Source organism: Chitinophagales bacterium, from assembly GCA_020636535.1.
GTDB lineage: Bacteria > Bacteroidota > Bacteroidia > Chitinophagales > JADIYW01 > JADJSS01.
Window position 1 is genome coordinate 65,559 of sequence record JACJXT010000012.1, and the last position, 25,599, is coordinate 91,157.

24 protein-coding genes are annotated in these 25,599 nt (G+C 29.7%); 13 read left to right on the forward strand and 11 right to left on the reverse strand.

Translation table 11 applies throughout. From position 1 onward, the window contains the following. Positions 1-6: 6 nt before the first annotated feature. From H6553_10050 to H6553_10075, 6 genes are read right to left on the reverse strand one after another with little or no spacing between them, the layout of a single operon-like run. Positions 7-648 carry a hypothetical protein gene (locus H6553_10050; GenBank protein MCB9034168.1) on the reverse strand — a complete coding sequence of 214 codons (642 nt, stop codon included), beginning with the start codon at positions 646-648 and terminating at the stop codon, positions 7-9. Then, positions 648-1,355, reverse strand: a complete 708-nt coding sequence (locus tag H6553_10055) for a hypothetical protein (GenBank protein ID MCB9034169.1) — start codon at positions 1,353-1,355, stop codon at positions 648-650. Before H6553_10055 ends, H6553_10050 begins: the two co-directional genes overlap by 1 nt. A 5-nt stretch (positions 1,356-1,360) precedes the next feature. Beyond that, positions 1,361-2,014, reverse strand: a complete 654-nt coding sequence (locus tag H6553_10060) for an RDD family protein (protein MCB9034170.1) — start codon at positions 2,012-2,014, stop codon at positions 1,361-1,363. 43 nt (positions 2,015-2,057) lie between these two features. After that, positions 2,058-2,510 carry a D-tyrosyl-tRNA(Tyr) deacylase gene (locus H6553_10065; protein ID MCB9034171.1) on the reverse strand — a complete coding sequence of 151 codons (453 nt, stop codon included), beginning with the start codon at positions 2,508-2,510 and terminating at the stop codon, positions 2,058-2,060. A 22-nt stretch (positions 2,511-2,532) separates the two neighbouring features. Further along, positions 2,533-2,925: a type II toxin-antitoxin system VapC family toxin gene (locus H6553_10070; GenBank protein MCB9034172.1), complete on the reverse strand. Its 393-nt coding sequence runs from the start codon at positions 2,923-2,925 to the stop codon at positions 2,533-2,535. Continuing rightward, entirely contained in the window at positions 2,912-3,145 is a 234-nt protein-coding gene (locus H6553_10075) for a hypothetical protein (GenBank protein ID MCB9034173.1), read from the reverse strand. Before H6553_10075 ends, H6553_10070 begins: the two co-directional genes overlap by 14 nt. 696 nt (positions 3,146-3,841) lie before the next feature. On the opposite strand from H6553_10075, the gene H6553_10080 reads away from it, so the two are divergent. The 4 genes from H6553_10080 (at position 3,842) to H6553_10095 (ending at position 9,586) form a co-directional block, all read left to right on the forward strand. After that, positions 3,842-4,315, forward strand: coding sequence for a hypothetical protein (locus H6553_10080; GenBank protein ID MCB9034174.1), 474 nt, complete (start codon positions 3,842-3,844; stop codon positions 4,313-4,315). 10 nt (positions 4,316-4,325) lie between these two features. After that, entirely contained in the window at positions 4,326-5,561 is a 1,236-nt protein-coding gene (nusA, locus tag H6553_10085) for a transcription termination/antitermination protein NusA (GenBank protein ID MCB9034175.1), read from the forward strand. 165 nt (positions 5,562-5,726) lie between these two features. Next, positions 5,727-8,348, forward strand: coding sequence for a translation initiation factor IF-2 (infB, locus tag H6553_10090; protein ID MCB9034176.1), 2,622 nt, complete (start codon positions 5,727-5,729; stop codon positions 8,346-8,348). A 185-nt stretch (positions 8,349-8,533) separates the two neighbouring features. Continuing rightward, positions 8,534-9,586, forward strand: coding sequence for an IS5 family transposase (locus H6553_10095; GenBank protein MCB9034177.1), 1,053 nt, complete (start codon positions 8,534-8,536; stop codon positions 9,584-9,586). A gap of 116 nt (positions 9,587-9,702) precedes the next feature. Here H6553_10095 and H6553_10100 read toward each other — a convergent pair whose 3' ends face one another. Next, complete coding sequence (locus H6553_10100; protein ID MCB9034178.1) at positions 9,703-11,166, reverse strand: IS1182 family transposase; 1,464 nt, start codon at positions 11,164-11,166, stop codon at positions 9,703-9,705. 378 nt (positions 11,167-11,544) lie between these two features. On the opposite strand from H6553_10100, the gene H6553_10105 reads away from it, so the two are divergent. From H6553_10105 to H6553_10115, 3 genes are all read left to right on the forward strand, one after another. Next, positions 11,545-12,243 carry a hypothetical protein gene (locus H6553_10105; GenBank protein ID MCB9034179.1) on the forward strand — a complete coding sequence of 233 codons (699 nt, stop codon included), beginning with the start codon at positions 11,545-11,547 and terminating at the stop codon, positions 12,241-12,243. 2 nt (positions 12,244-12,245) lie between these two features. Beyond that, complete coding sequence (locus H6553_10110) at positions 12,246-12,788, forward strand: hypothetical protein (GenBank protein MCB9034180.1); 543 nt, start codon at positions 12,246-12,248, stop codon at positions 12,786-12,788. 163 nt (positions 12,789-12,951) lie between these two features. Then, on the forward strand, positions 12,952-13,731 hold the full coding sequence (locus H6553_10115) for a 3-hydroxybutyrate dehydrogenase (protein MCB9034181.1): 780 nt from the start codon (positions 12,952-12,954) through the stop codon (positions 13,729-13,731). A gap of 24 nt (positions 13,732-13,755) precedes the next feature. On the opposite strand, the gene H6553_10120 is transcribed toward H6553_10115, so the two are convergent. Continuing rightward, positions 13,756-14,718, reverse strand: a complete 963-nt coding sequence (locus H6553_10120; protein MCB9034182.1) for an outer membrane beta-barrel protein — start codon at positions 14,716-14,718, stop codon at positions 13,756-13,758. A gap of 54 nt (positions 14,719-14,772) precedes the next feature. Between H6553_10120 and H6553_10125 the strand changes: the two genes are divergently transcribed. Both H6553_10125 and H6553_10130 read left to right on the forward strand, forming a co-directional pair. Beyond that, a complete protein-coding gene (locus H6553_10125; GenBank protein ID MCB9034183.1) occupies positions 14,773-16,245 on the forward strand; it encodes a DUF2779 domain-containing protein in 1,473 nt (490 codons plus the stop codon). Between the two features lie 85 nt (positions 16,246-16,330). Continuing rightward, positions 16,331-16,585: a hypothetical protein gene (locus H6553_10130; protein ID MCB9034184.1), complete on the forward strand. Its 255-nt coding sequence runs from the start codon at positions 16,331-16,333 to the stop codon at positions 16,583-16,585. A 30-nt stretch (positions 16,586-16,615) separates the two neighbouring features. Here the strand turns inward: H6553_10130 and H6553_10135 are convergent, their stop codons facing one another. Genes H6553_10135 through leuB form a run of 3 tightly spaced genes read right to left on the reverse strand, consistent with a single transcriptional unit; the run spans position 16,616 to position 19,376 of the window. Further along, positions 16,616-17,188 carry an SIS domain-containing protein gene (locus H6553_10135; GenBank protein ID MCB9034185.1) on the reverse strand — a complete coding sequence of 191 codons (573 nt, stop codon included), beginning with the start codon at positions 17,186-17,188 and terminating at the stop codon, positions 16,616-16,618. Next, positions 17,178-18,308: a glycosyltransferase gene (locus tag H6553_10140; GenBank protein ID MCB9034186.1), complete on the reverse strand. Its 1,131-nt coding sequence runs from the start codon at positions 18,306-18,308 to the stop codon at positions 17,178-17,180. Before H6553_10140 ends, H6553_10135 begins: the two co-directional genes overlap by 11 nt. A 3-nt stretch (positions 18,309-18,311) precedes the next feature. After that, on the reverse strand, positions 18,312-19,376 hold the full coding sequence (gene leuB / locus H6553_10145) for a 3-isopropylmalate dehydrogenase (protein ID MCB9034187.1): 1,065 nt from the start codon (positions 19,374-19,376) through the stop codon (positions 18,312-18,314). 123 nt (positions 19,377-19,499) lie between these two features. On the opposite strand from leuB, the gene H6553_10150 reads away from it, so the two are divergent. From H6553_10150 to H6553_10165, 4 genes are all read left to right on the forward strand, one after another. Beyond that, a complete protein-coding gene (locus H6553_10150; GenBank protein ID MCB9034188.1) occupies positions 19,500-22,382 on the forward strand; it encodes a CHAT domain-containing protein in 2,883 nt (960 codons plus the stop codon). After that, positions 22,379-23,353, forward strand: coding sequence for an NAD-binding protein (locus H6553_10155; GenBank protein ID MCB9034189.1), 975 nt, complete (start codon positions 22,379-22,381; stop codon positions 23,351-23,353). The genes H6553_10150 and H6553_10155 overlap by 4 nt, the downstream gene beginning before the upstream one ends. A 119-nt stretch (positions 23,354-23,472) precedes the next feature. Beyond that, entirely contained in the window at positions 23,473-24,564 is a 1,092-nt protein-coding gene (locus H6553_10160) for a hypothetical protein (protein MCB9034190.1), read from the forward strand. Continuing rightward, the gene (locus tag H6553_10165) at positions 24,545-25,564 is read left to right on the forward strand and encodes an AI-2E family transporter (protein MCB9034191.1); all 1,020 of its coding nucleotides are present in this window, start codon (positions 24,545-24,547) and stop codon (positions 25,562-25,564) included. The genes H6553_10160 and H6553_10165 overlap by 20 nt, the downstream gene beginning before the upstream one ends. Positions 25,565-25,599: the final 35 nt, after the last annotated feature.

A 25,599-nucleotide genomic window follows, 5' to 3' on the forward strand; every position in this document is an offset into this window, starting at 1 on the left:
ACTTATTTATCTCATAACTTCTGTGATAGAAAAATTTTTATCAGATCTAAAACCATCTAAATGGTTAATAAGTTCTGTTTTATAATAATAGACCGTATCGTCAAGCCAAACAGCATCTTCCTTTGGATATAGAATTTCGCTCTTTTTGTCTGAAGGAGCTTCATATAATGCTTTTTGAAAACCAATCATATTATTTTCTATGTCAACAACTCGCATATAGGAGTATAAATAATCATCAGAAAAAATGCCTTCTTCTTTTCTCTTAGTTTCATAAATATCTCCAATAATGGGTGTTTTTATATATTCTTCAAATTTATTATTATCAAAATAAGTTTTTATACTCATAAAAATAATCATGAATATTATAAAATAAGAAAAAGAATATATCCAAATAGATGGTTTTTTAGTATTTAGTAAATGCAAGTATTTATCTGCAGTATATTTAGGCATATTTCCTAATTGAATTTTGCCTCTACAATTCATACATTCAATATCATACTGTTTACTTATCGGAAACAAAGGGAAGCCAATTAAAAAAGCTCTTTGTTGTAGTTTAATATTGTGTTCACTTATTTGTTTACAATAAGGACATACATCTGCAGCAAAATCATTTGCATATAATGCATCTATAGTTCCAATTCTTGCCATTATTCTTCATTTAATGTTCCGTAAAAATCTAATAAATCTGATGAATAAGCTAATAGATAGCTTGTTTGAATATTTCTGTAAGGTGACTGAGTAATTTCTAATGAGTTATTTTTATTACAAATTCCAATATATTGCATTCTAGTACTGAGATTGTTGGTTTCATATAAAATAGATTCTAAGATACTTACAAACTCTTTCTTTGCTTCTTTTGAAAGGAGATCTATTTTGTCAACTTTTAATAGTAAAAGAACTGCATTATTATCATCATTTACTTTAACTAAGCAAGAAATATTTTGAGGTTTAAGTTGATTAATTAAAACAGAATCTAAAATTGATTTAACTTGATTTGCTATCACTCGATCTCCATAAATACCAATATTATCTAATGAATCAATATCGTTTTCTAATTTTGTTGTTCTTATATCTACAGGTTCATTTTTTTTAAATATTGTTTTAGTTCTTTTAAACTCTTTAAATCCTACAAAGATTATTAAAATAGCATAAATATGAGTTGGAATAAAGAATATAGTTGGCATTCCAGAATATCCTTCGCCTTTGCTAGAAACCTTAAATGATAAATATAATGCAATAATTCCAGTCAAGAAAAAGGAAAAGTTATAAGATAGTTTTAATAAGCTTGATAAAACTATCAATATAATTATAGACAATATACCAATTATAGCTCCTCTACCGTTGAAAATTATCATAATGCTTATTTCTTATTATTGATAACTATAGTATCAAAAATTTTATCATATAAATTTTGTTTATTACTATCCCAAAGTAACCAAATACTTGGAATAATTAACCATAAAGTAAAGAATTTAATAGCTTCTCTAAAGAAACCTTTGATTGGATTTTTCATATCACTATCATCTTTTATATTCACTACTTTTAATCCTAAAATTTTATGACCAATGTTTCCACTCCAAACCAAATAAGTAACAGCAGAAATTAAGGAAAAAATTATGACAGTACTTTCTATTGGAATAATATTAGAAATGATACCAGATAGAATAAGTAAAATTACAGACTCTAAAATAAATGCAAATAGTCGTTGTTCTGCACTTGCTATTTGATGCCCTAAATATGAAATATCCTTATTGTTTGATAGAATTGCTGTTGTATTATTAGCATTACTTTGTTTTGATTTTACAATTCGTTGATTTAAACTAATAAGATCATTTTTTGCTTTATCAATATTCTGATATACTTCTTCAATATTTTTAACGCTAATCCAATTGTTTAATCCATTTGTCCAGATTTTAGTTTGATGATTAAATGCATACTGAGCAACTTCAATAATCGTTAATGGTCCAAACTGCTCATCATTTTGAACAATATAATAGTTGTTTGAGTAATTCATTGATGCAAAAATAATATTTAGTTAGCTTATTGTATTAAATAACTCACTCCAAATTTTTACTATCCATGCAAATGGTAATTGGTCCGTCGTTGGTGAGTGTTATTTTCATGTCGGCACCAAAAATGCCTGTTTGAATTTTGTTGGGTAATAGTTGTTGTAGTGTGGTTATAAATTGTTCGTACAACGGAATAGCTATTATTGGTTTTGCTGAACGAATAAAACTTGGTCGGTTGCCTTTTTTAGTTGAAGCAAACAAAGTAAACTGTGAGATTAATAAAATTTCGCCTTGAATATCTTGGATAGATAAATTCATTTTGTCGTTGTCGTCATTAAAAATTCTAAGTTGGACTATTTTTTTACACAGCCAATCAATATCACTTGTAGTATCGTTTTCTTCTATACCTAATAAAACGACTAAACCATGATTAATTTTTCCGTTGATGTTATTTTCAATGGTAACACTTGCTTGGCTAACTCTTTGAATGACTACTCGCATGGATATAAATATAGTAGTATTCCTATAGTTCTACTAAGTCAATTCCTTTAATTTGTTTAAAGTGTTTGTCTCTTGTTGCAATTGGAATGTCGTATTGTTTTGCTAGAGCAGCTATCCAAATATCATTTTCTGGTATTGGTTTTCCTTTTTGTTTTAATTCTGATTTTATTATTCCATATTCTTTTCCAGTTGCTTCATCTATCAATAATATTGTACATTTTGAAGCAAAAACTTCAATTTTTTCTTTATTTTTTGTACTCAACTTTGATTGATTTGCTCCATAATATAATTCACCAATTACTATGCTTGGTATATATACTTTTTGTTTCTCTAATTTGATGGTAACTTTCTTTTCTCCATTTAATATAGCGATTACTATATTGCTATCTACAATTATTTGACTATTTCCACTCATCTACATGAATTTGCTCACATCCTTCTTCAATTGCGTCCATTATCTTTTTTCCTTCTTCCTTACTCCAAACACCTATCAAATCATCAAATTTTGTTTGTGATTTATTTTTCTTTATATTTTTTTCTTCTTTAATTATATTACTAATTTTATTCAATACAGCTTCCTCATCTATTTTTAGCATTGCTTCTATCAACTCTATTTTCTTATGCTCTATAGTCATCTTGTTTGCTTTTTACTAAGTTATACAATTAATCTTATTTTTATTGTTAATTTACTAGTAAAAGTAAAATTACTACTTCTTTAGCAAGGTTAAAAATGAATCTAAGTTTTGAGTATATTCTGATTTATTAAATGTATAAAAATCTTGGTGTTTTGCATTTTTGAACCAATGTAATTTCTTTTGCTTAAAGGTTATATTTTGATATAATTTATTTGTTTCTTGAATTCTAATTTGATCTTTCTTAGTTCCTGCCATCATATAAATTGGACATTTTATACGACCTATATACTTTTCTGGATATAAATTACTTTGATTTAGATTTAATCTGTAGTACTAATTAGCGTTCAGAAGAGCAAAATATATTTTGAATATTTTTTGATGAATTCAAGGCAAAAAACACAATCATAGCCGAAAGCTATCACTAGTATTTTTAACGCAGAAGTCAGTAAAATTGCCTTAAATGCTTCTTGTCCTGAATTTATTTCAGGATCTAGTTCGTTTTGCATGTTTACCAACAAGTAAATATCAAGACAAAATGAATAAAAATTATTTGTTTCAAATAGTGTAATTAATTGTGAAATAACTTTTTCTTGTAATAAATTTCTAATGTATGCTTTGGCTTACAAATCTTTTTATTATCTTTGCACTGCGAAAATGAATGAAGAGGACTAGAAAGTCCTCTTTTTTATTAAATATATGGATAATTTAACGCAAATAAAAGCAAATATTGAAGATCAATTACAAGCTTATTTCAACAATACCGATTTCTTTATTGTTGAAGTTCAAGTATTGGCTACGGGTAAAATTACCGTTTTTGCTGATAAAAAAACGAGTAATATTTCCATAGATGAATGTGTTAACATTAGTAGGTTTTTAGCAAATTACTTAGACGAAATTCCAGAAATCGCAGACTGGTATTCATTAGATGTGTCTTCACCAGGAATGAGTTTGCCATTAAAAGTAGAACAACAATACATCAAACAGATAGGCAAACCAGTAGAAGTAGTGATGAAAGATGGAAGAAAAATTATTGGTAATCTTACTGCATTTGAAAATGACACTTTAAGTGTAGTAGAAGAACCAAAAAAGAAAAACAAAACAGAGGAAAATATAGAACATCAAATTAATTTAAACGATATAAAATCAGTAATAAAACATTTTAAATTCTAAATATAATTATATGAATAGTATAGAATTAGTAGATTCGTTCTCGGAGTTTAAAGACTTTAAAAACATAGACAGACCAACCATGATGCGTGTGTTGGAAGATGTATTTAAAACTTTATTGCGTAAAAAATATGGCTCAGACCAAAACTTCGACATCATTGTTAATACAGACAAGGGCGACTTAGAAATTTGGAGAAAAAGAGACATCGTAGAAGATGGTGCTGTGGAAGACAAAATGGCTCAAGTAGAATTAGCGTACGCTAAAAAAATTGAACCAGATTTTGAAGTTGGCGAAGAATTATTCGAGGAAATTAAAATTGAATCTTTTGGTAGAAGAGCAATCTTAGCAGCAAGACAAACACTTATTTCTAGAATCTTAGATTTAGAAAAAGACGAAGTCTATAAAAAATACAAAGATAGAGTAGGCGAAATCATCACTGCAGAAGTTTATCAAGTTTGGAAAAGAGAAATTCTTTTACTAGATGACGAAGGCAATGAATTAATTTTACCTAAAAACGAACAAATAAAATCTGACTACTACAAAAAAGGCGATAGCATTAGAGCCATCATTAAAGATGTAGAATTAAGAGGAAATACACCATACATTATCTTATCAAGAACAGCACCAGAATTCCTAGCAAAACTACTAGAGCTAGAAGTACCAGAAATTTTTGATGGATTAATCGTAATTAAAAACATAGTAAGAGAACCAGGCGAAAGAGCAAAAGTAGCCGTAGAATCTTACGACGACAGAATAGATCCAGTTGGTGCTTGTGTTGGTATGAAAGGATCAAGAATACATGGTATTGTAAGAGAGTTGAGAAATGAAAATATAGACATCATCAACTTTACCAATAACACCATTCTTTTATTACAAAGATCACTAACACCAGCAAAAATCGAATCTATCTCTTTAGATGAAGAAAGAAAAAAAGCATCTGTATTCTTAAAACCAGACCAAGTGTCTTTAGCAATTGGTAGAGGTGGATACAACATCAAACTAGCAGGCAAATTAACGGGCTACGAAATTGATGTATTTAGAGATACCGATGAATTAGAAGATGATGTTGACTTAGACGAATTTGCAGACGAAATTGATGGCTGGATAATAGACGAATTAAAAGCTATTGGTTGTGATACTGCAAGAAGTATTTTAGAGCTAGATAGAGATGAGTTAATCAGAAGAACTGATTTAGAAGAAGAAACAATTGATGAAGTAATTAGTATAATGAAAGCAGAGTTAGAGTAATGCCAATACGATTTATAAAATCATTTTGCTTTTATAAATCAAACAAAGGTATATACCGATAAAAATAATAGGTGCAAACTTTTGGATTAACACCATTTTAAATTCGGTATAAATTCTAATTTTATTCGTTATACCAAAAATAAAAAACTAATTTTGTAGCAATTTATGTCCGAAGGAAAAACAATTAGATTAGCAAGTGCCGCCAAAGAACTCAATGTCGGAATCGGTTCTATAGTAGAACACCTTCATAGCAAGGGATTTGACGATATTAAAAACAACCCAAACACAAAACTTACAGAAGAACAATACCAAGTACTTTTAACTGATTTTAAAGTAGATATTGCTGTTAAAGAAAAAGCAGAACAAATTACTATTGGTAAAAGAAAAGAGGAAGAAGAAGAGATAGAAGAAATTGTAAAGCCAAAGCAAGAAGAAATAGTTACTAAAAAAGTAGAAGTAGAAACACCTAAAATATTAGGCAAAATAGATTTAGACGCTGCTAAAAAACCAAAAGCTAAAAAAGAAGAAGTTAAGAAAGAAGAAAAGGTAGTTGTTCCTCCTAAGAAGAAAGAAGAAATTAAAAAAGAAGAGAAAGTAACTCCGGTTAAAGAAAAAGAAGTTGTAGAACACATCGAAACTAAAAAAGAAGTCTTATCTGGTCCTAAAATCTTAGGAAAAATTGAACTGAAAGAAGAAAAAAGACCAGAACAAATTTATAGAGAGCAAGAGAAGAAAAGGAGAGAAGAAAAGAAAAAAGAAATTTCTGATAAAAACGAGAAAAAGAAAAGAACTCGTATTAAAACCAACCGAGTTAATGTAAAAGATTACGCTCAAAAAGGTGGAAAAGGCAGGCCGAACAACAACGATAAAAAAGATCCAGATCAACAAGTTTCTGAAAAAGAAATTAAAGACAAAATCAAAGCTACCATGGCTAAGATTTCTGGAGGAAAAGGAAAGTCATCTTCAGTAAAATATCGTAGAGAAAAAAGAGAAGAACACGCAGTAAAAAGAGAAGAAGCAGAAAACCAAGACAGCAAAATACTACAAGTTACCGAGTTTGTAACCGTATCAGAATTGGCTGGTTTAATGAGTGTTACTTCTACAGAAATTATTAAAGCGTGTATGGGCTTAGGCGTTTTCGTTTCTATCAACCAACGACTAGATGCTGAAATCATAGAATTAGTAGCTGCCGAATTTGGTTACGATATTCAGTTCATTTCTATGGAAGAACAAGACGATGACGACGAAGAGGAAGTAGATGCACCAGAAGACTTAAAACCTCGTCCACCAATTGTTACCATCATGGGACATGTCGATCATGGTAAAACATCATTACTAGATTATATTCGAGATGCCAATGTAGTAGCAGGCGAAATGGGAGGCATCACACAACATATTGGTGCTTACGAAGTAACTACCAAAAACGGAGAAAAAATTACTTTCTTAGATACACCAGGTCACGAAGCATTTACTGCCATGCGTGCAAGAGGTGCTAAACTTACCGATATTGCAATCATTGTTATCGCTGCCGATGATAATGTCATGCCACAAACCAAAGAAGCAATAGCACACGCACAAGCAGCAGAAGTACCAATGATTTTTGCTATCAATAAAATTGATAAACCAGGTGCTAACGCAGAAAATGTAAGAAAGCAACTATCAGAAATGAATATTTTGGTAGAAGATTGGGGCGGAAAATATCAATCACAAGAAATTTCAGCAAAACAAGGACTCAACATAGATGTACTATTAGACAAAGTTCTATTAGAAGCAGAAATGTTAGAGTTAAAAGCCAATCCAAACAAAAATGCAATTGGCTCAATTATAGAAGCTAGTTTAGATAAAGGTAGAGGATATGTTGCTACAATAATGGTACAAGAAGGTACACTTAAAGTAGGCGATTTCATGGTAGCAGGTCAGTATTATGGTAAAGTAAAAGCCATGACCAACGAAAGAGGTCAGCGATTACAAAAAGCAGGACCATCTACACCAACACAAGTTTTAGGTTTAAACGGAGCACCAGCTTCTGGCGATAAATTTAAAATTTATGATGATGAAAGCGAAGCAAAAGATATTGCCAACAGAAGATCTACCATTATAAGAGAACAAGGATTGCGTTCTAAGAAACACATTACACTTGATGAAATTGGAAGAAGACTAGCACTAGGAACTTTCAAAGAGTTGAACTTAATTGTTAAAGGTGATGTGGACGGTTCAGTAGAAGCATTAAGCGATTCATTATTGAAATTATCTACCGAAGAAATTCAGGTAAACATTATACACAAAGGCGTAGGACAAATCAGTGAGTCCGATGTATTACTAGCATCAGCGTCCGATGCCATTATTATTGCATTCCAAGTACGACCATCAGCTAATGCAAGAACGATTGCAGAGCAAGAAGAAGTACAAATTAAACATTATTCTATTATTTACGATGCCATAGAAGAAGTTAAATCTGCAATGGAAGGATTACTAGAACCTAAGTTCGAAGAAAAAATTACAGGTAATATCGAAGTTAGAGAAACCTTTAAAATTTCTAAAGTTGGAACAATTGCAGGTTGTTATGTATTAGATGGAAAAGTAGCTAGAACAAATAAGATTAGAATTATTAGAGAAGGAATTGTAGTATTTACAGGCGAATTAGATTCTTTAAAACGATTCAAAGACGATGTAAAAGATGTATCTAAAGGTTACGAATGTGGTTTAAGAGTTAAAAATTACAACGACTTAAAAGTTGGCGATATCATAGAAGCATTTGAGCAAGTAGAAGTAAAACGAAAACTGTAATAAACATCTTTGTATTATTGTCCGTTCATCATGCTGAGTAAAGCGAAGCATCTCCATTTTTTTAGATTATAATAGTACTTTGTATATATTATTAAGCAAAACGAAGCAAGACCGTTGCAAGGCAGTGATAAAAAATAATATAGAATAATGCTAGTAGTTATACTATAATTTAGTATATTAGAGTTATGAAAATAAATAAGCCACTCACATTAGCAGACAGTATATGCGATACACGCGTAAAGAAAGTTAAACAAGTTTTCTTTACACAAATTAACCAGTTAATAGATTGGCAACAAATTAGTACAGAAATAGATAAGTATTACACCAAAGGCACAAGTGCAACAGGCAAGCCAAGTTATGATGGATTGTTATTATTCAAAATCTGTTTACTACAAACATGGTACGGACTAAGTGATTACGAAGTAGAAGACAGAATAAATGACAGCCTCTCCTTTAGTTCTTTCTTAGAATTAACCATAGACCAAACCTCACCAGACCATAGTACCATAAGCAGATTTAGAACAGCAATGACAGGAGCAGGAGCATATGATGAATTATTAAAAAGCATAAACAAACAATTAGAACAACATCAAATACTAGTAAAGACAGGAGCTATAGTAGATGCCAGTATAGTAGAAACACCATTAAAACCCAAAGGAAAAAGTAATTATGAGCTTGAAGCACAACAACAACAACAAGAGCAATCACAAGAAGTACCAACAAAGACGGTAGAAAAAAAATACAGTACAAGTGTAGACATAGAAGCAGCATGGATAAAGAGAGGCAAACAACTAAAATATGGCTATAAGAAACACTATGTAACAGACAACGAAGGATTAGTATTAGGCGTATTAACCACCAAAGCAAGTGTAAATGAAATTAGTAATCTAGAAACGGTATTAAAAACAGCAGACTTACCAAAAGACATAGCAGTAAAAGCAGACAAAGGTTATCAATCAGAGAAGAATAATGAATTGTTAAAGACATTAGGATTAAAAAATAACATATTAAAAAAAGCAACTAAAAATAAAGCATTAACACAAGCCCAAACAGATTATAACAAACTAATAAGCAAAACCAGATATAAAATAGAACGCACTTTTGGCAGTATAAAAAGATGGTTTAACGGCGGTATAGCAAGATACAGAGGCATAGCCAAGATGCACACACAAAACATAATGGAAGCCATAGCATATAATTTATACAGAAGTCCAGGGATACTTATGTCCAAAGCATAAAAAAGCGAAGAAAAGTAAAAAAAAAGAGTACTAAACAAACAAAAATCAATCAAAAAAGATAAAAAATAACAAAATAAGCCAATAAAACAAACAAATTAAAATATAACAAATATAAACTAATGAATATAATAAATAAAAAACAAAAATTTCACCTTTTGCAACGGTCTCAAGTTGTAAGTCATGGCGGCTAGTAGTACATGTTTGTTGGCTAATGCTATGCCTCGTGTATTGACTCGCTTCATGTTTCTAAAGTTTATCAGCGTACCTAATACTGGTTCTACTGTGCTGCTTCGCTTGCGTATCATGCGTTTGGCATAGCTTGCATTTTGTGTAAGTCGTTCATGCATTCTGTCGTAGTAGGGTTTGTCTATGCTGTCTTCTATCTTTTTAAACTTGGTTACTTTGCCACAACAGTTTGCTCTTAATGGACAATCTTTACAATCGCTCTCACTGCTTCTATATTGTTTTTTTTCATATCCTTTGCTATCTGTTTTTATGCCTTTGTACTTTAGTATAGCTCTATTGCCTTGTTGGCATTCGTACTGGTTTTCTGTTGCATTATATCTAAAGCCAACTCTTTCTGCTTTGTATTGTCCAAAGTTAGGAATATATGCTGTTATGTTTTGTTGTTCTAAATATTTCAATGCTTTGCCACTGCTATATCCAGCATCGGCTATTACTTCTGCTATCGTAATATGGTTTTGTTGTAAATTTGTTTGTGTTTGATTAACTATTTGCTCTAAGCAATCACTATCTTTTTTGTTGGCATAATCTGCTAATGCTCCTGTTATTACATGATTTTTGTCGTCTACACTTACTTGTGCTAAGTAGTTTAATTGTCGTGGTTTGCCTGGTTTGGTTGATATTCTTGCAGCTGCATCTGTTTTGCTATAATGGGTGTGATTGCTCACAAATTTTGGGCGTATGGGTTTGCCATGTTCATCTAACTGCTTTGGATTAACCACATGACCTGGCATCTTTTTATACGCTTCTGCTTTCCATTTATGATGTCGCTCTACTAATTGTTTTACTTCCTTTTTTACTTTGAACTCACTATTTTCATCTAATTCATTGGCATATGTAGATACATCTTCTAACACTTCTTTTTCTACCAAGCTATCCATACTTGCATTGGCTTTTACAAAAGCACTATCTATACATTGGCGTTTACCTGCTACCATTTGTTTAGCAATACACAGCTGTAATACTTGTTGAAATATCTTGATAAATATATCTTCTCCATACAAAGCTCTAGTTCTTGATAAGGTTGAATGACATGGCAGAGTTTCATCTAAATCGTAACCTATAAACAAACGGATAGACAAGCTATCTGCACAGAAAGACAACAACTGTCTATCGGAGTTAATATTGTTGAGATAACCTACTATCATGATTTTAAAGAATACCACAGGATCTATACTTGGATTGCCTTCTGTACCATAGTATGGTGCTGTTGCTTTGTAGAGCCATTGTAAATCTAATGCACCATTAAGTTTACGATAGTAGTTACCAGTTGGTACTAGTTCTTGTAGTGAAGTGTATACCATTAATTTTGCTTCAAATTGTTTACGACCTTGCATGTACAATAATACAAATAGTATACAATATAAAATATTTTTACTATAAACATTTGTTTATATCAAAAACTACACTTATCTTAGTTGTGCAACAAACACATCGTGTATATGCAATAGCGGGTTAAGTGCAAATTTTGAACGTTTGTTCTTTCTTGTCGCTACTTTCAAATTCATTTGCTTTTCGTAAATTTAGCAAATTCATTTGCAAGTAGCTTACGGTAGTGCCAAACCGAACATTTCAGCTTCGTTTTTCCGCTACTGACATATACACGTAAACCGTTAGCGGTCAGCATAAACCAACGTTCGTCTAAAAATTAAACTTTAAAAATTGAACGACATATTTTGGCGTAGCGACTAATTAACTTTGACGAAAAATAATCTATGACAGAAACAGTTTTTGAGATTTTAGCCGAGGGCGGAAGTTTAACTATCGAACGAAAAAGAAGCCGAAACGGAGAAAAATTTATTTATCATCACAGTGAAATGGATTTTACTGATGAAGGTCTTGATGTAAACGAAAAAGGAGAATACAAAACTTTTGAGCAACCGTTTCAACTCATCAACTCAAAATATCCTTGGTTTAAATTGCATTTAAAAACAGTTCACGAAGATTATAGAAATTATGTAATTGATGAACTCATAAAATCATTGATGTATCAAGGTTTAACACCTGACGAACTTGGATATTCGCAAAGAGATTTAGAAGAAACATTGAATATAAAACTTGAATTTGGCGTACAACCTTTGAAAAGTGGTTTGCAAAATATCAAAGTTTCAAACTTGGTAAAATTGACTGAATATGATTATCAAAACTACACAGAAGAAAGTGGCAAACAAGTTAGAATAAAGGGTAAATATGAAATGTGGACTGATGAACAAACATATTATCTAGAAAATATGGAAGTTTTGACAGCAACTAACAATTTTGAAACAATTGGTAAACTTGAAGTAAACGGAAATACATTTGTAATAAAAAATGAATTTGGACAAATTGAGTTTGCTTTTCCTTCTGACAAATTTTTTGTTTCGACAAAACCAATTTTAAGCAAATCAAAAGGTTGGTATTTCACAAATAAGTAAAAATGGCGAAAGAACAAACTGGTATATCAGGTGAGTTTTGGTTTTTTAGCCAACTACAAAGATTAGGTTATAAAGCATACATTACTTTGGGAAATACAAAGTCAGTAGACATTTCTGTTGAACTTTCAAATTCGACAATAATAACTTTTGACGTTAAGTCTAAATCCAATTTTGGTGGTTCTTTTCAATATTTGAACATTCCAAAAAGAGAAAATCATTTTGCAGTATTTGTAAATTTAGAAATTAAGACAAATTCAGATGGGAAAACAATTTTATTAAATGAACCAAGTTCGTATATCGTAAACTCATTTGACATTGACGAAATTGCATTCCATTGGGAGGCAAGAAGCGGCTCAACAGGATATGGTTTTGAGGCAAAACTTTTATGGTTTTTAAAGTTTCAAAATATGAAAAGTATTACAGCAAAAAACATAGCCGATTTTAAAAATAGACACAACATAAATGGAGAAATTGATTTCAACAAATATGGAGAAAAGATAATGACACTTGACGAATTTGAAAACAAATATTTTAACCAAAAATAAAATGCCGAACGCACAACATCAGTGACCGTTGCACAACTGGATAAAAAATGCTAAAAACTATAAGTATACACTATTACATATACTTATTTATATAAATTATATTTTGGCTTTGGTTTTTTGTATAATAGTTTATTAGATTTGTCAAGAACAAAAATTGTATTTTATGAAAAACAAAGTTGCGGTTATAACAGGTTCAACAAGTGGTATTGGATTAGGTATAGCACAGACACTTGCTAAAGAAGGTGTTCATTTAGTAATTAATGGTCTTGCTAAGCCATCTGTAGTAGAAACTATTTTAGCAGATTTAATGCAACACAATAATATACAAGTGGTATATCATAATGCAAATATGACTGAGCCATTAGCAATTGAAGCGTTAATTCAATTTGCTATTTCAAACTTTGGAAATATTGATTATTTAATTAATAATGCAGGTGTTCAATTTGTATCGAGCGTAGAAGATTTTCCTAATGAAAAATGGAATGAAATAATAGCCGTGAATCTAAATAGTGCTTTTTATACTTCAAAATATGCTATTCCTTTTATGAAAAAAAATAAGTTTGGTAGAATTATTAATATTGCTTCTGCACATGGTTTGGTAGCATCTCCTTTTAAGTCTGCTTATGTTGCAGCAAAACATGGTTTAGTAGGTTTTACAAAAACCATAGCATTAGAGCTTGCAGAATATGGCATTACTGCAAACACTATTTGTCCTGGTTATGTAATGACGCCACTGGTAAAAAACCAAATTGCTGACACTGCCAATGCCAGAAATTTGACAGAAGAAGCAGTAATAAACGATGTGTTATTAGCTGCTCAACCTACAAAGCAGTTTGTTAAGATTGAGCAGATTGCAGCATTAGTAAAATACTTATGCTCTGAAGATGCTTGTCAAATTACAGGAACACAACTATCAATAGATGGTGGTTGGACTGCTCATTAAGTGATTAATCTAAGTTTGATTATGCTATAATCCTTTTACTTTTTTCTTGGTCGCTTTTTTAGTCTTTTTATCTAGTGTGTCTACTTTGTAGTTTTTGTCTCTTTCTGTTTTTTGTTTGTATTTTGGATATTGTGTTTTGCTAGCTGATTTCTTATCATCATTTTTTTGATGCATATAACCAATTTCAAAATTTAAACCCAAGAAATAGTTCTTAGATTTTTTATAATCTGGATGAGATTTGTAATCACTAGCATTAATATCGTTAAGTCCAGCTTTAACATGTAAACCTAAGCCAAAGTACATATTGTTTTTAAAGATATAGTCGAAACCATATTTAAATGCTAAACAAGCTTGAAATTTTCTGAAATATTTTTCATAATCGCCATCTGCTAAAGTAGCATCTGCATATGGACCATAACCACCATACTGAATTGGAATGTGTGGATATAACGCAAATGCATCAATTGTGCTACCATCATCTTTAGTTACTTTATAGCTCATGTCTGCACTCAACATAATATCTGTTTCAACACCAGCTTCTAGTTTCATTCTAATTTTATATCTTCCATCACCATAATTTCCATTAGGATTTTTTTGTGCTTGTCCTTTTAAAATTGGCGAAAAACGATACATTACACCTAAGTTCAAGAAACTAAAATCTACTTCCTTTTGATGCGTTCCATTTAAATCATTCAATCTCCATTTAAAATTGTCTTCGTATCTCTGACCTTCTTTACAATAACCAGCAAATAGTTGTACACCATGTTTTTCAACAAAGTTATAACCAAACAACAATCCAGCATTAAAACTAAACTTAGCTTTATAATCTAATTCTTTACTTTGAGCACCTAAATAATAAGTATTTTGTGCTAGCATATACGACAAACCTGGCGAAACATTGGCTGCAATTTGAAATCCTTTTTGTGCAAAACTTGGAATAACCATTACCATTACTAGTAAGCTAGCAAGTAAAACTCTCTGCTTCATAAGTGTTAATTTAAAATCAAAAATAAGCAAAAAAATATTAATAGTTTTGCAAAAATGCAATTAAGTAAATCTAGTTTGGTTCGCTCTATACAATGTGCTAAATCTTTATATTTATATAAATACAATTATCATTTAAGAGATAAGCCAAGTGTACATTTACAACACAAGTTTAATCGTGGACATCAAATTGGAAAGTTGGCTTGGCAATTGTTTCCTAATGGCAAAGATGTAAGTCCGAGTTCTCCTAGCAATTTTTCTCCTAGTATTAAAGCAACACAATTATTGCTACAACAAAATTTTCCTATTATATATGAAGCAGCTTTTAAGTACAACGGACTGTTGGCTGCAATTGATATCTTAGAAAATAAAAATGGCATTATTAATATTTATGAAGTAAAGAGTTCTTTAAAAATATCGAACACATATTTACAAGATTGTGCCATTCAATATTATATTTTAAAACAAAATAAGATTTCAATCAATGATTTTTCCATCATACACATTAATTCTGATTATACTTTAAATGATTCGTTAGATTTAGATAGCTATTTTGTAAAAACTTCTGTATTAGAAAAAATAGAAGCATTACAACCATATATAGCAGAAAAAATAAATGAAGCGATTCAAATAGTAACGACTACAACTATGCCTACAATTGATATTGGTGGACATTGTTTAAAACCATATACTTGCGATTTTTATGGTACTTGTTGGAAAGATGTAGCTACAGCATCGTTTTGGAATTTACAAGGTATTTCGTTGCAACAAAAAGAAGCATGGCAACAAAAAAAACTACAAACCATTTATGATGTTAAAGCCAATAGTTTATTAAATACTCAAGAAAAATTAATTGTCTCTAGTTATCAAAAGCAACAAATAAAAACCAATCCATCTGCAATAAAAAAGTATCTGCAACAAATAAAATATCCAATTGCTTTTTTTGATATAGAAGCTTATCAACCAGCAATTCCTACCATAAAAGGAACAAAACCATATGAACGCATTCCGTTTTTATATTCTATTCATTTATTAGAAAATAAAGATGCTACAACAACGCATCATTATTTTATGATTGCCAACCATCAAGACAATAGAAAAGCATTTATAACACAATTTTTAAAAGATACTACCAATTGTAATAGCATTGTTGTGTTTAACGATTTATTAGAAAAAAATATCTTGCATAAGTTTTCTGTTTGGTTTCCTGAGTTAAAATCAGAAATAGACAAAAGAATAGATAAGATTATAGACTTAGAAATTATATTTAAAAATTACTGGTATTATCATTATAATATGATGGGAAGTTTGTCTTTAAAAACAATTTCTAATGCATTGTCTAAGCAAGATATTTACGATAATTCTACTATAAAAGATGGTGCAGAAGCAATGAGTATTTTTAATGATATTGAATTGATAGAAAATGTCAATCAAAAGAAAAAACTAGTTAAACAATTAGTCGATTATTGTAGTGCAGATACTGCTGTTCTAGTAAAATTATTTCATTTTTTGCAACAACAGGTTATATAAGGCATTTTTGTAATATCAATATTTCCTAGTAATTTATTTGGTTTTTATAGCTTGATTGTCTAATTTTAGGATTGAAAGTTGAAGTATGAAAGCACTTATCAAATATTTAAGTTTAGCATTAATTTTTGTTTTAATGTTGGGAACAGCATGTACTAGAGAAAGAGATTGTGTTTGTAGATCAAATGGTGGTAATGGAGAAGTTCTTTTTGTGAAAAAAGTAGAAACACTCTTAAAAGGTGGTGCAGATAATACTTGTCAATCGATAGATGACCAGCAGGTTAGACATAATGAAGCAGCTGGACTTTCAGAAAATGAAGGCGTTAGATGCAAAATTGAGTAAGCATTCACAACTATAAATTTAAATTCCTTTCTAAAATAATTTTTCTTCTACTAACTCGCAAATAATGTGTCCGATTAAGATATGACACTCTTGAATTCTTGGTGTTTCGTTTGATGGAATTGCTATAATAATATCAGAAAATGGTTGTAGTAAAGTCCTATTTTCTCCTACAAATGCAATAGTTGTTATGTTGAGTTGCTTGGCTACTTTAAATGCTTCAATAATATTTTCAGACTTTCCTGAAGTGGTTAAACCAATCAATACATCTCCTATTTTTCCTTTTGCTTGTACTGCTTTTGCATATACTTGATTAAAGTGAAAATCGTTGGCAACTGCTGTTAAATAAGAAGAGTTGACATGCAAAGCTTCTGCATTTAATGGCTTTCTTTCTTTTAAAAACTTGTTAGAAAACTCTGCAGCAATATGTTGTGCATCTGCAGCAGAACCACCATTACCACACAATAATAATTGATTGCCATTTTGAAAAGCAGTAACTAATATATTTACTGCTTCTTGAATTTGTTGCAACAAAACAGCATCATTAGTTATTTGCTGAACTAATTTGATATGATTATCTAATATGTTTTTGATATTATTTATCATTAACTATTGCTTGTATTGATGTTGAAAAATGATGCCAACTGTATTTTTGTTTTTCTAATTTAATATTTTCTCTAAAAAATGCAGCTTTATTTTTACTATAAAATTGAATAATAGTTGTAGCCAAATCATCTGTATTAGGTTCACAAATTAAACCTACAACATTATTAGGAATAGTTTCTGGTAAACCACCAACATTTGTAGCAATCATTGGTGTATTAAAATGATAACAAATTTGTGTAATACCACTTTGCGTTGCTTTTTTATATGGTTGAACAACAGCATCTGCTACAGAAAAATACAATTTGACTTTTTCTTCAGGTATAAATTCATTATAAATAATAATATTTTTTTCTAAATTATTTTTTTCTATGATTGATTTATATTCTTCAATATTATCATAAAATTCTCCTGCTACAATTAAATGAATAGATGCATCGTAAGCAATTACTTTCTGCATCGCTTCTAAAAGCAAATCTAAACCTTTGTAAGCTCTTATTAAACCAAAAAATAAAAGATAAGGCACATTGTTTAAACCTAATTGTTGTAGACCCATATTTCTATCTACTGCTTCACCAAAAATATCATATATAGGATGTTGTAATAAATTTACTTTTAATGCTGGATAAGTGTTTTTTATATCTTTTTCTACTTTATTAGACAAGGCAATACTATAGTCTAAGCTGTGCATAAAATAATTCGTTAGTAACTTATCACCTATTCTTTTTTCATGTGGAAATAAATTATGAATAATTCCTATAATTTTAGTATTTATATTTTTTCTTTTTTCCAATCGAGCAATGCTTGCCAAAGCTGGTGCTAAAAATGGAATAGAAAATGCAACTAATACAATATCGTATTTTTCTTGTGAAATTTGTTTGGCTACTTTTATCCAATTCAATGGATTGATAGCATTGATACATCTTATAATATTAAAAGCAAAACTTCTTTCTTCTTCTACCACTTGTGATTTGCCTGGAAACAAAAAATTAGGATACATCATCTTAAATGTATAAACGACTACCGTATCATTTTCATCATAGTACTGTTGAGCCAATCTTTCATTAAAATTAGCAATTCCACCTCTATAAGGATAAGCTGGTCCTATGATTGCAATCTTCAAATTTTATCCATTTAAAATAGTATCTGCAATAAAATCGCCTACTGCTGTTGTACTATATTTTCCGTTATTAATATCTTCGGTAACTATATTTTCTGTCATGGCTTTATCTACTGCTTGAACAATAGCATCGCTTTCTGCTATCATGCCAAAACTGTATTCTAACAACATGGCTGCACTTAAAATAGTAGCCATTGGATTGGCAATATTTTTTCCAGCTGCTTGTGGATACGAGCCATGTATTGGTTCATACAAAGCCACTTTTTCGCCCATACTTGCAGAAGGCAAAATACCCAAACTTCCTGCAATAACCGAAGCTTCATCAGAAATAATATCACCAAATAAATTTTCAGTTAGTATTACATCAAACTTAGCAGGTTTGGTAATCACTTCCATCGCTGCACTATCTATAAAGTTACATTCTAACTCAATATCTGGATGTTGCTTAGCATATTCGGTAACTACTTCTCGCCACAATCTTGAAGTCGCCAACACATTAGCTTTATCTAACAGCGTAACTTTTTTTCTTCTTTGCTTAGCAAATGCAAATGCTTTTTCTGTAATGCGTAAAATTTCTTCTTTAGTATAGACACAAGTATCGTAAGCAATTTGTTGGTCTTCACTTCTTCCTCTTGGTTTACCAAAATAAATTCCAGAAATCAACTCACGAACTACTACAAAATCTACACCTTGAATTCTTTCTTTTTTTAAAGGCGATGCATCGAGCAAAGCATCATAACTTTTTACTGGACGAATATTAGCATACAATCCTAAATCATTTCGCATTTTAAGCAAACCTTGTTCTGGACGAACTGTTGCATTCGGATTATTATCATATTTTGGGTCGCCAATTGCACCAAACAAAATAGCATCTGTGTTAATACATAACTCGTGTGTTTCGTTTGGATATGGGTTTCCTGTTGCATCAATAGCTGCTGCACCAATCAGTCCTTCGGTAAACTCAAACTCATGATTAAATTTTTGAGCTACTGCTTTTAAACACTTTACTGCTTCTCTAATTATTTCTGGTCCAATGCCATCTCCTGGTAAAACTGCTATCTTCTTTTGCATATCCTATTATTAATCAATCAAAAATAAATAAAGGATTAGGTTTTTCTATTAATGAGATGTTATTAATTTAGTATGGTGAAAAGAATATTAAGTCTATTTGCGATATTTTTTTGGATAATATTTTTGTCTGTTATTATTGGTTGTAATAAAAAACCAAATGATCATATTGCTACAAACATAGCAAATGTTCCTACAAATGATACGACTAAAGACATCGTGCTAATATTAAAATCTAAATTAGAAAATTGGCAAGTAGATAGTTTTGAGTTGATGACTAAAAGGTTCTATCGTGATGCATTAATTAAAACGACTGACTATAATAATATACTAGGTAGTTATTTTTTAGCAAAAGGAATGTTTGATAGTCTGCGTTTGATTATTCATCATATTGAAAAGAATGAAACACTTACTCTGTCTGAAAATAATTTATTGGCAAGATATTATTTAGAAGAAAACGAATATGATAAAAGCAAACAGTATTTTATAGCAGCATTAAATCAATCGAAAGAAAAAAGTTGCAGCAATAAACAAAGAATAATATTATATATAAATTATGGTAGTTTTTATTATTACTATAGTGATTTAGATAGTGCTGCAATTTGGTACGAAAAGGCAAATCGGTTGATTAAGAAAAGTAACTTAACTTATAGTGTAATTAACGCTTTGTATTTGTATAATATTGGTGCATTACAAGGTGAGTATGCCAACTATAGTACAAAGGAAAAATATTTATTACAGAGTAAACATATATTGGATAGTTTAAACTTAAAGAATCATCCATTGCAAGCAAAGATTTATGGAAGCATGGCTGGTTTAAAAATTAGTACAGACGATTATAATGATGCGATTAATTATAGCTTAAAAGATATTGACAATATTGAACAAAATTTTGGTACTAATAACTACGAACTCTATTACAGTTATAGCAATTTAGGCGTAATTTACAGACAATTAAAAGATTTTAAAAAAGCTGAATATTATTTGATTAAAGCTAAAAATATTGCACAAGAAAACTTTGGAGCTATACATGAAAACATAGTAGATGCATTAATAGAACTTTCTACTATATATTATTTAGATAACAAAAATGGTATTGCATTAGCTACAATTGATAAAGCTATTACAATAGAAACTACTATTAATAATAAGAGTATTGTTATAAGCAATGCGAACAGTTTAAAAGCAGAAATTCTTTTAAAAGAAAATCAATTTCATAAAAGTAAACTGTTGCTATATAATTGTATTAATAATTTCAATAATTATTATGGTGATAGAAATCCGTATAGTGCCAATTGTTATACAAAACTGAGTCAGTTATCCTTGCAACAAAATCAGTTAGATAGTAGTTATTTTTTCATCAATAAAGCTATTGAAAAAACAACACAAAAAGATAGTATTATTTATGCTTACGATTATTGGACTACGATTGAACAACTGTGCAACATTATAAGTACAAGCAAAGATAGTAGCAAATATTCGGAAACACTATTACAAAAAATTGATAACGCCATTGCTATTGCTAATTCTCTACGATTTAATTACTACGGTTATTTTACTAAAGCTGCCATTACAGAAAAAATGGACAACTTATATAAAACTGCTTACGATTGTACTTACTCTTTATATAATAAAACTAAAAACAATAAATATATTTTAAAAGCATTAGATTATAGTACTCAAAGTAAGTATGCATTACTTAATAGCAAAATGAAAAAAACTTACTTGAAAGCAAAATTACCAAAGTCTGTTAGTCAGCAACTCGATTATTTATCTGCTAGTATAAAAACTTGGCAAGAGTTGATAGAGTCTTCTGGTGATGATAATGAAATTCAACAATATCAAAAAAAATTATCAGCAGCAGAATACAAAGTACATAAAATAGAAAATAAATATATAAAAATAGAACATCAATTTAATAAAGAATTGCTACAACAATTACAAGCACATTTAAATAAACAAAGTGCATTTATCGACTATTATTTTACGCAAAACAAATTGTATCAAATTACAATAGAAAACAAGCAATTACTATTTAAAGAAATTGCCGATAGTAAAACCATTAAAGAAAAAATCAAACAGCTAAAACAATCTATTACCAACAAACAATACAATAATTATTTAGCGTATAGCTTATATAAAAATCTAGCTCCTAAAAAAACATATGCTAATATTATCTTTTGTACTCACGAAGATTTAGCCACTATTCCGTTTGAAGCACTTAAAGTAAATCCTAAAAAAGACATACACAATTTTTATTTATATCATGCCAACATCAACTACTGCTATTCCATATATCATTACAACAACAAAAACAAACATCAGTTTATTACATCAGGAAATATTGTTCAACCAAATTATACTTCTAAAAAACTACAACTAAACTATGCAAGTTCCGAAGCAAGGTCAATACAACAAAAATTTATAAAAAATAAAATAATAAATAATTACAATGATTTAAAACAAGAACTCTGCAAAGCAAAACTATTGCATTTTATAGCACACACTTATCAAAATAGCAAACAAGAATTAGAGTCTGGAATTATTTTTGAAAGCGACAATACAAATAAAATATTCAAAACAAAGGATTTTCTAACCTACGCTACACAAGCAGATGTTGCTATTTTAGCAAGCTGTCAAACCAATTTTGGAAAAGCCATTAAAGCAGAAGGCAATTTAAATTTAGTATATGGTTTAGAGTACACAGGCGTAAATCAAGTAGTTTATTCGCTTTGGAATTTAAACGACAAAAGCACACAAAACATCATTACTAACTTTTATAAAAATTGGACTTTAAAAAAATCTATTGCTACAAGTTTACAACAAGCCAAAAAAGATTATCTAGCACAAGCAGATGCCATGGCTTGTCAACCTTACTTTTGGGCAGGCATTACACAACAAAGCAATTATCAAAAACTATTTATTTTAAATAAACATAATATAACAACTTGCATAATTATTACTATCTTACTGCTATTGTCAATTGCACTTCTAATTTATAAACAATGACAGTTTATCAACTTCTTTGGAAAAACTTATTAATATACTTAGTATTATTTATAGTATTAATTAGTATCGGTTCTGTAGGTTTTTTTATTATAGAAGATTACCAACCAATCGATGCCGTTTACATGACAGTAATTACACTATCTACTGTTGGTTTTGGTTTAGTAAAAGAACTTTCTTTTGAAGGAAAATCATTTACAATAATACTTATATTATCTAATTTAATAATTTTTACTTATACATTAACAAGAATATCTAAATTCTTTTTTGATCCAGATATTAGATACAACTATAAAAAAATAAAAATGGAAGAAGCAGTAAAAAAACTAGACAATCATGTAATTATTTGTGGCTTCGGACGAAATGGTAGCAAAGCTTACGAAGACTTACAAAAAAATAATATACCAATTGTTATTATAGATAACGATTTTGATGAAACTACAGAACATCTCGATTATCTAATACGAGGTGATGCTACTCAAGATGAAATATTAATAAAAGCTGGAATTAAAAAAGCAAAATTCATTATTTCTGCACTTCCAAACGATGCAGAAAATGTTTTTGTAGTGCTTTCTGCCAAAGAACTCAATCCAAAAATCAAAGCAATTAGCAGAGCTTCCAACGAATCTTCTGTTGCTAAATTAAAATTAGCTGGTGCTAGTAATGTAATTATGCCAGACAAACTTGGTGGTGCACATATGGCAACTTTAGTAATGTATCCAGATGTAAAAGAGTTTATTGATACACTTTCTACCGACAAAAATATTACAGTTTCCGAACTCAATATTACTAAGCAGACTACCATTGGCAATTTAGATGCTTGGAGCAAAACTGGTGCTACAATTTTAGGTTTAAAACAAGAAGACGGAAACTTCTTAATCAATCCAGATAAAACAGTAACAATAAACGAAAATCAGTTTTTAATTGTATTGGGTTCTGTAAAACAGATTAATTTATTAAAAGAAATGATTTAAATAAGTATTAACTAAATGCATTTTGTCCTAAATCTATTTCAGCACCTTGTTTGTTTTGTATCAATACGAAAGTAGCCAGTAAATAAAACTTTTTCGTAATAAATTACTAATTTCGACTTGTGTTAAAACCACTAGAATATTATTATCCAAATGAGTCTTTTAATGATTTAAAATTAGACTTATTATTAAATACTGGATATTTTAGAACAGGCAACTACATGATGCGTACTAGAATATTGTATTTCGATAATAACTTAATGAACGCCTTTCATATTAGAATTAATTTAAGACAACACGAGTGGACAAAAAGTTTAAGAAAGCTCATCAATAAAAATAATAAAATATTTACATATACTATAAAACCGTTTCAAATATCTGCCGAAAAAAATGCACTCTACGCTAAACACAAAGTCCGATTTAAAGGAGATACTTCATCTTACACACTAGAACACTTTTTGTATGATATGCGTAAACATGCATTCTTTAATAGCTATGAAATAAATATATATCATAATAATAAATTAATTGCATTTAGTATTTTTGATGTAGGACAAGAAAGTATTGCTAGTATTTTAGGCGTGTTTGAGCAAGATTATCACAAGTATAGTTTAGGAATTTATACAATGTTGTTAGAAATTGAGTACGCTAAACAACATCAATTCTCATACTACTATCCAGGTTATATTACAGATATTGATTCGCCTTTTAATTACAAACTGCGACTAGGCAATATGGATTATTATGATTGGATGACAGAAAAATGGTTGTCATATCAAAATGATCAATTGCCAACAAAAATATCAGATTGGTACGATAATGAATTAACTAAGCTAGAAAGTTGGTTAATAAAAAATGATTTAGAATATATTAAAATGACTTATCCATTTTATTATCTAGGATATATGTATCCACAATCTAGTTGTGTAAAATCGTTTCAGCATTTGCTAATAAAAACAAATAATACAAATGGCGTTTATTATATATTTGAATATAATCCTGTGTTAAAACTCAACATTTTAGCAAAAGTAGAATTACATCGCAATTTTGATGATGACAGCTTTTACTTTCCATTTCCTACCAATAATAAGTGGAAACAAGTATTAATTTATCAATATCCATATGTTGCTATTGATAATGATAGCAATATTAAAGAATGTTTGTTATTTTTAATGAACCATATTTCTGAAAATAATGATACAATTCAAAGATAAATTAAGATTAGTTTCCTTCTTAGTAGTCATTACTGGCTTAGCCGTTTTGCTATTCTTTCAACTAGAAATGACCATAACTGGTTTTTTAGGAGCTGTTACACTATACATACTCAATAAGTCGTGGTTAGACTTTTTTACTAGAAAGAAAAAATGGAACAAATTTGTAGTCATTGCATTACTCATGTTTTTTGATGCTTTGGTTTTATTAATTCCATTAGGATTAATCTCATATGTACTAGGTCCTAGATTAATCGACTTATACGAAAACAACGATATTTATTTAACTGGTTTAAAAGAAATAGCATATAAAATATACTCTAGAACTGGTTTAAATTTTCTTTCTAAAGACAACCTAGAAAAAATACCAGCTTTAGTGTCTTCGTTTATACCAGACTTATTAGGTTCTGCATCTAACTTAGTGACTAATATCGGTATTATGTTTTTAATATTATATTATATGTTAAAAAGCTCTGATAATATGTCAAAAGCAATTAGCAACCTACTACCACTAAGTCAAGACAACATAGATAAAATTGGCTACAATACTAAAAGCATAGTAAAATCGTACGCTATCGGAATTCCAGTTTTAGCATTCTCTCAAGGTTTTGTAGCAACTATTGGCTACTATATTTTTAAAATAGACGATCCAATTCTTTGGGGATTTCTAACTGGTGTTTGTTCCATAATTCCAGTAGTTGGTTCTGCATTGATAGTAGTACCATTAGTAACCTACTTATTTGTTGGTGGAGATACTGGTGCAGCAATTGGCTTAGCATTATATGCAGTATTTTTAATTATGAATATAGATAATCTATTACGAATGTTCTTATTAGAAGCATTTGCAGATATACATCCACTCATTACCTTATTTGGCGTAATTGTAGGTGTACAGTTGTTTGGTTTCCTAGGATTAATTTTTGGCCCTTTATTAATATCTTATTTTATATTATTAGTTAAGATATTTATTTCAGAGTTTAATGGAAAACCAAGTAGTACTTAAGCAATAAAGTACAGCATTCCATGCTTAACCAATTT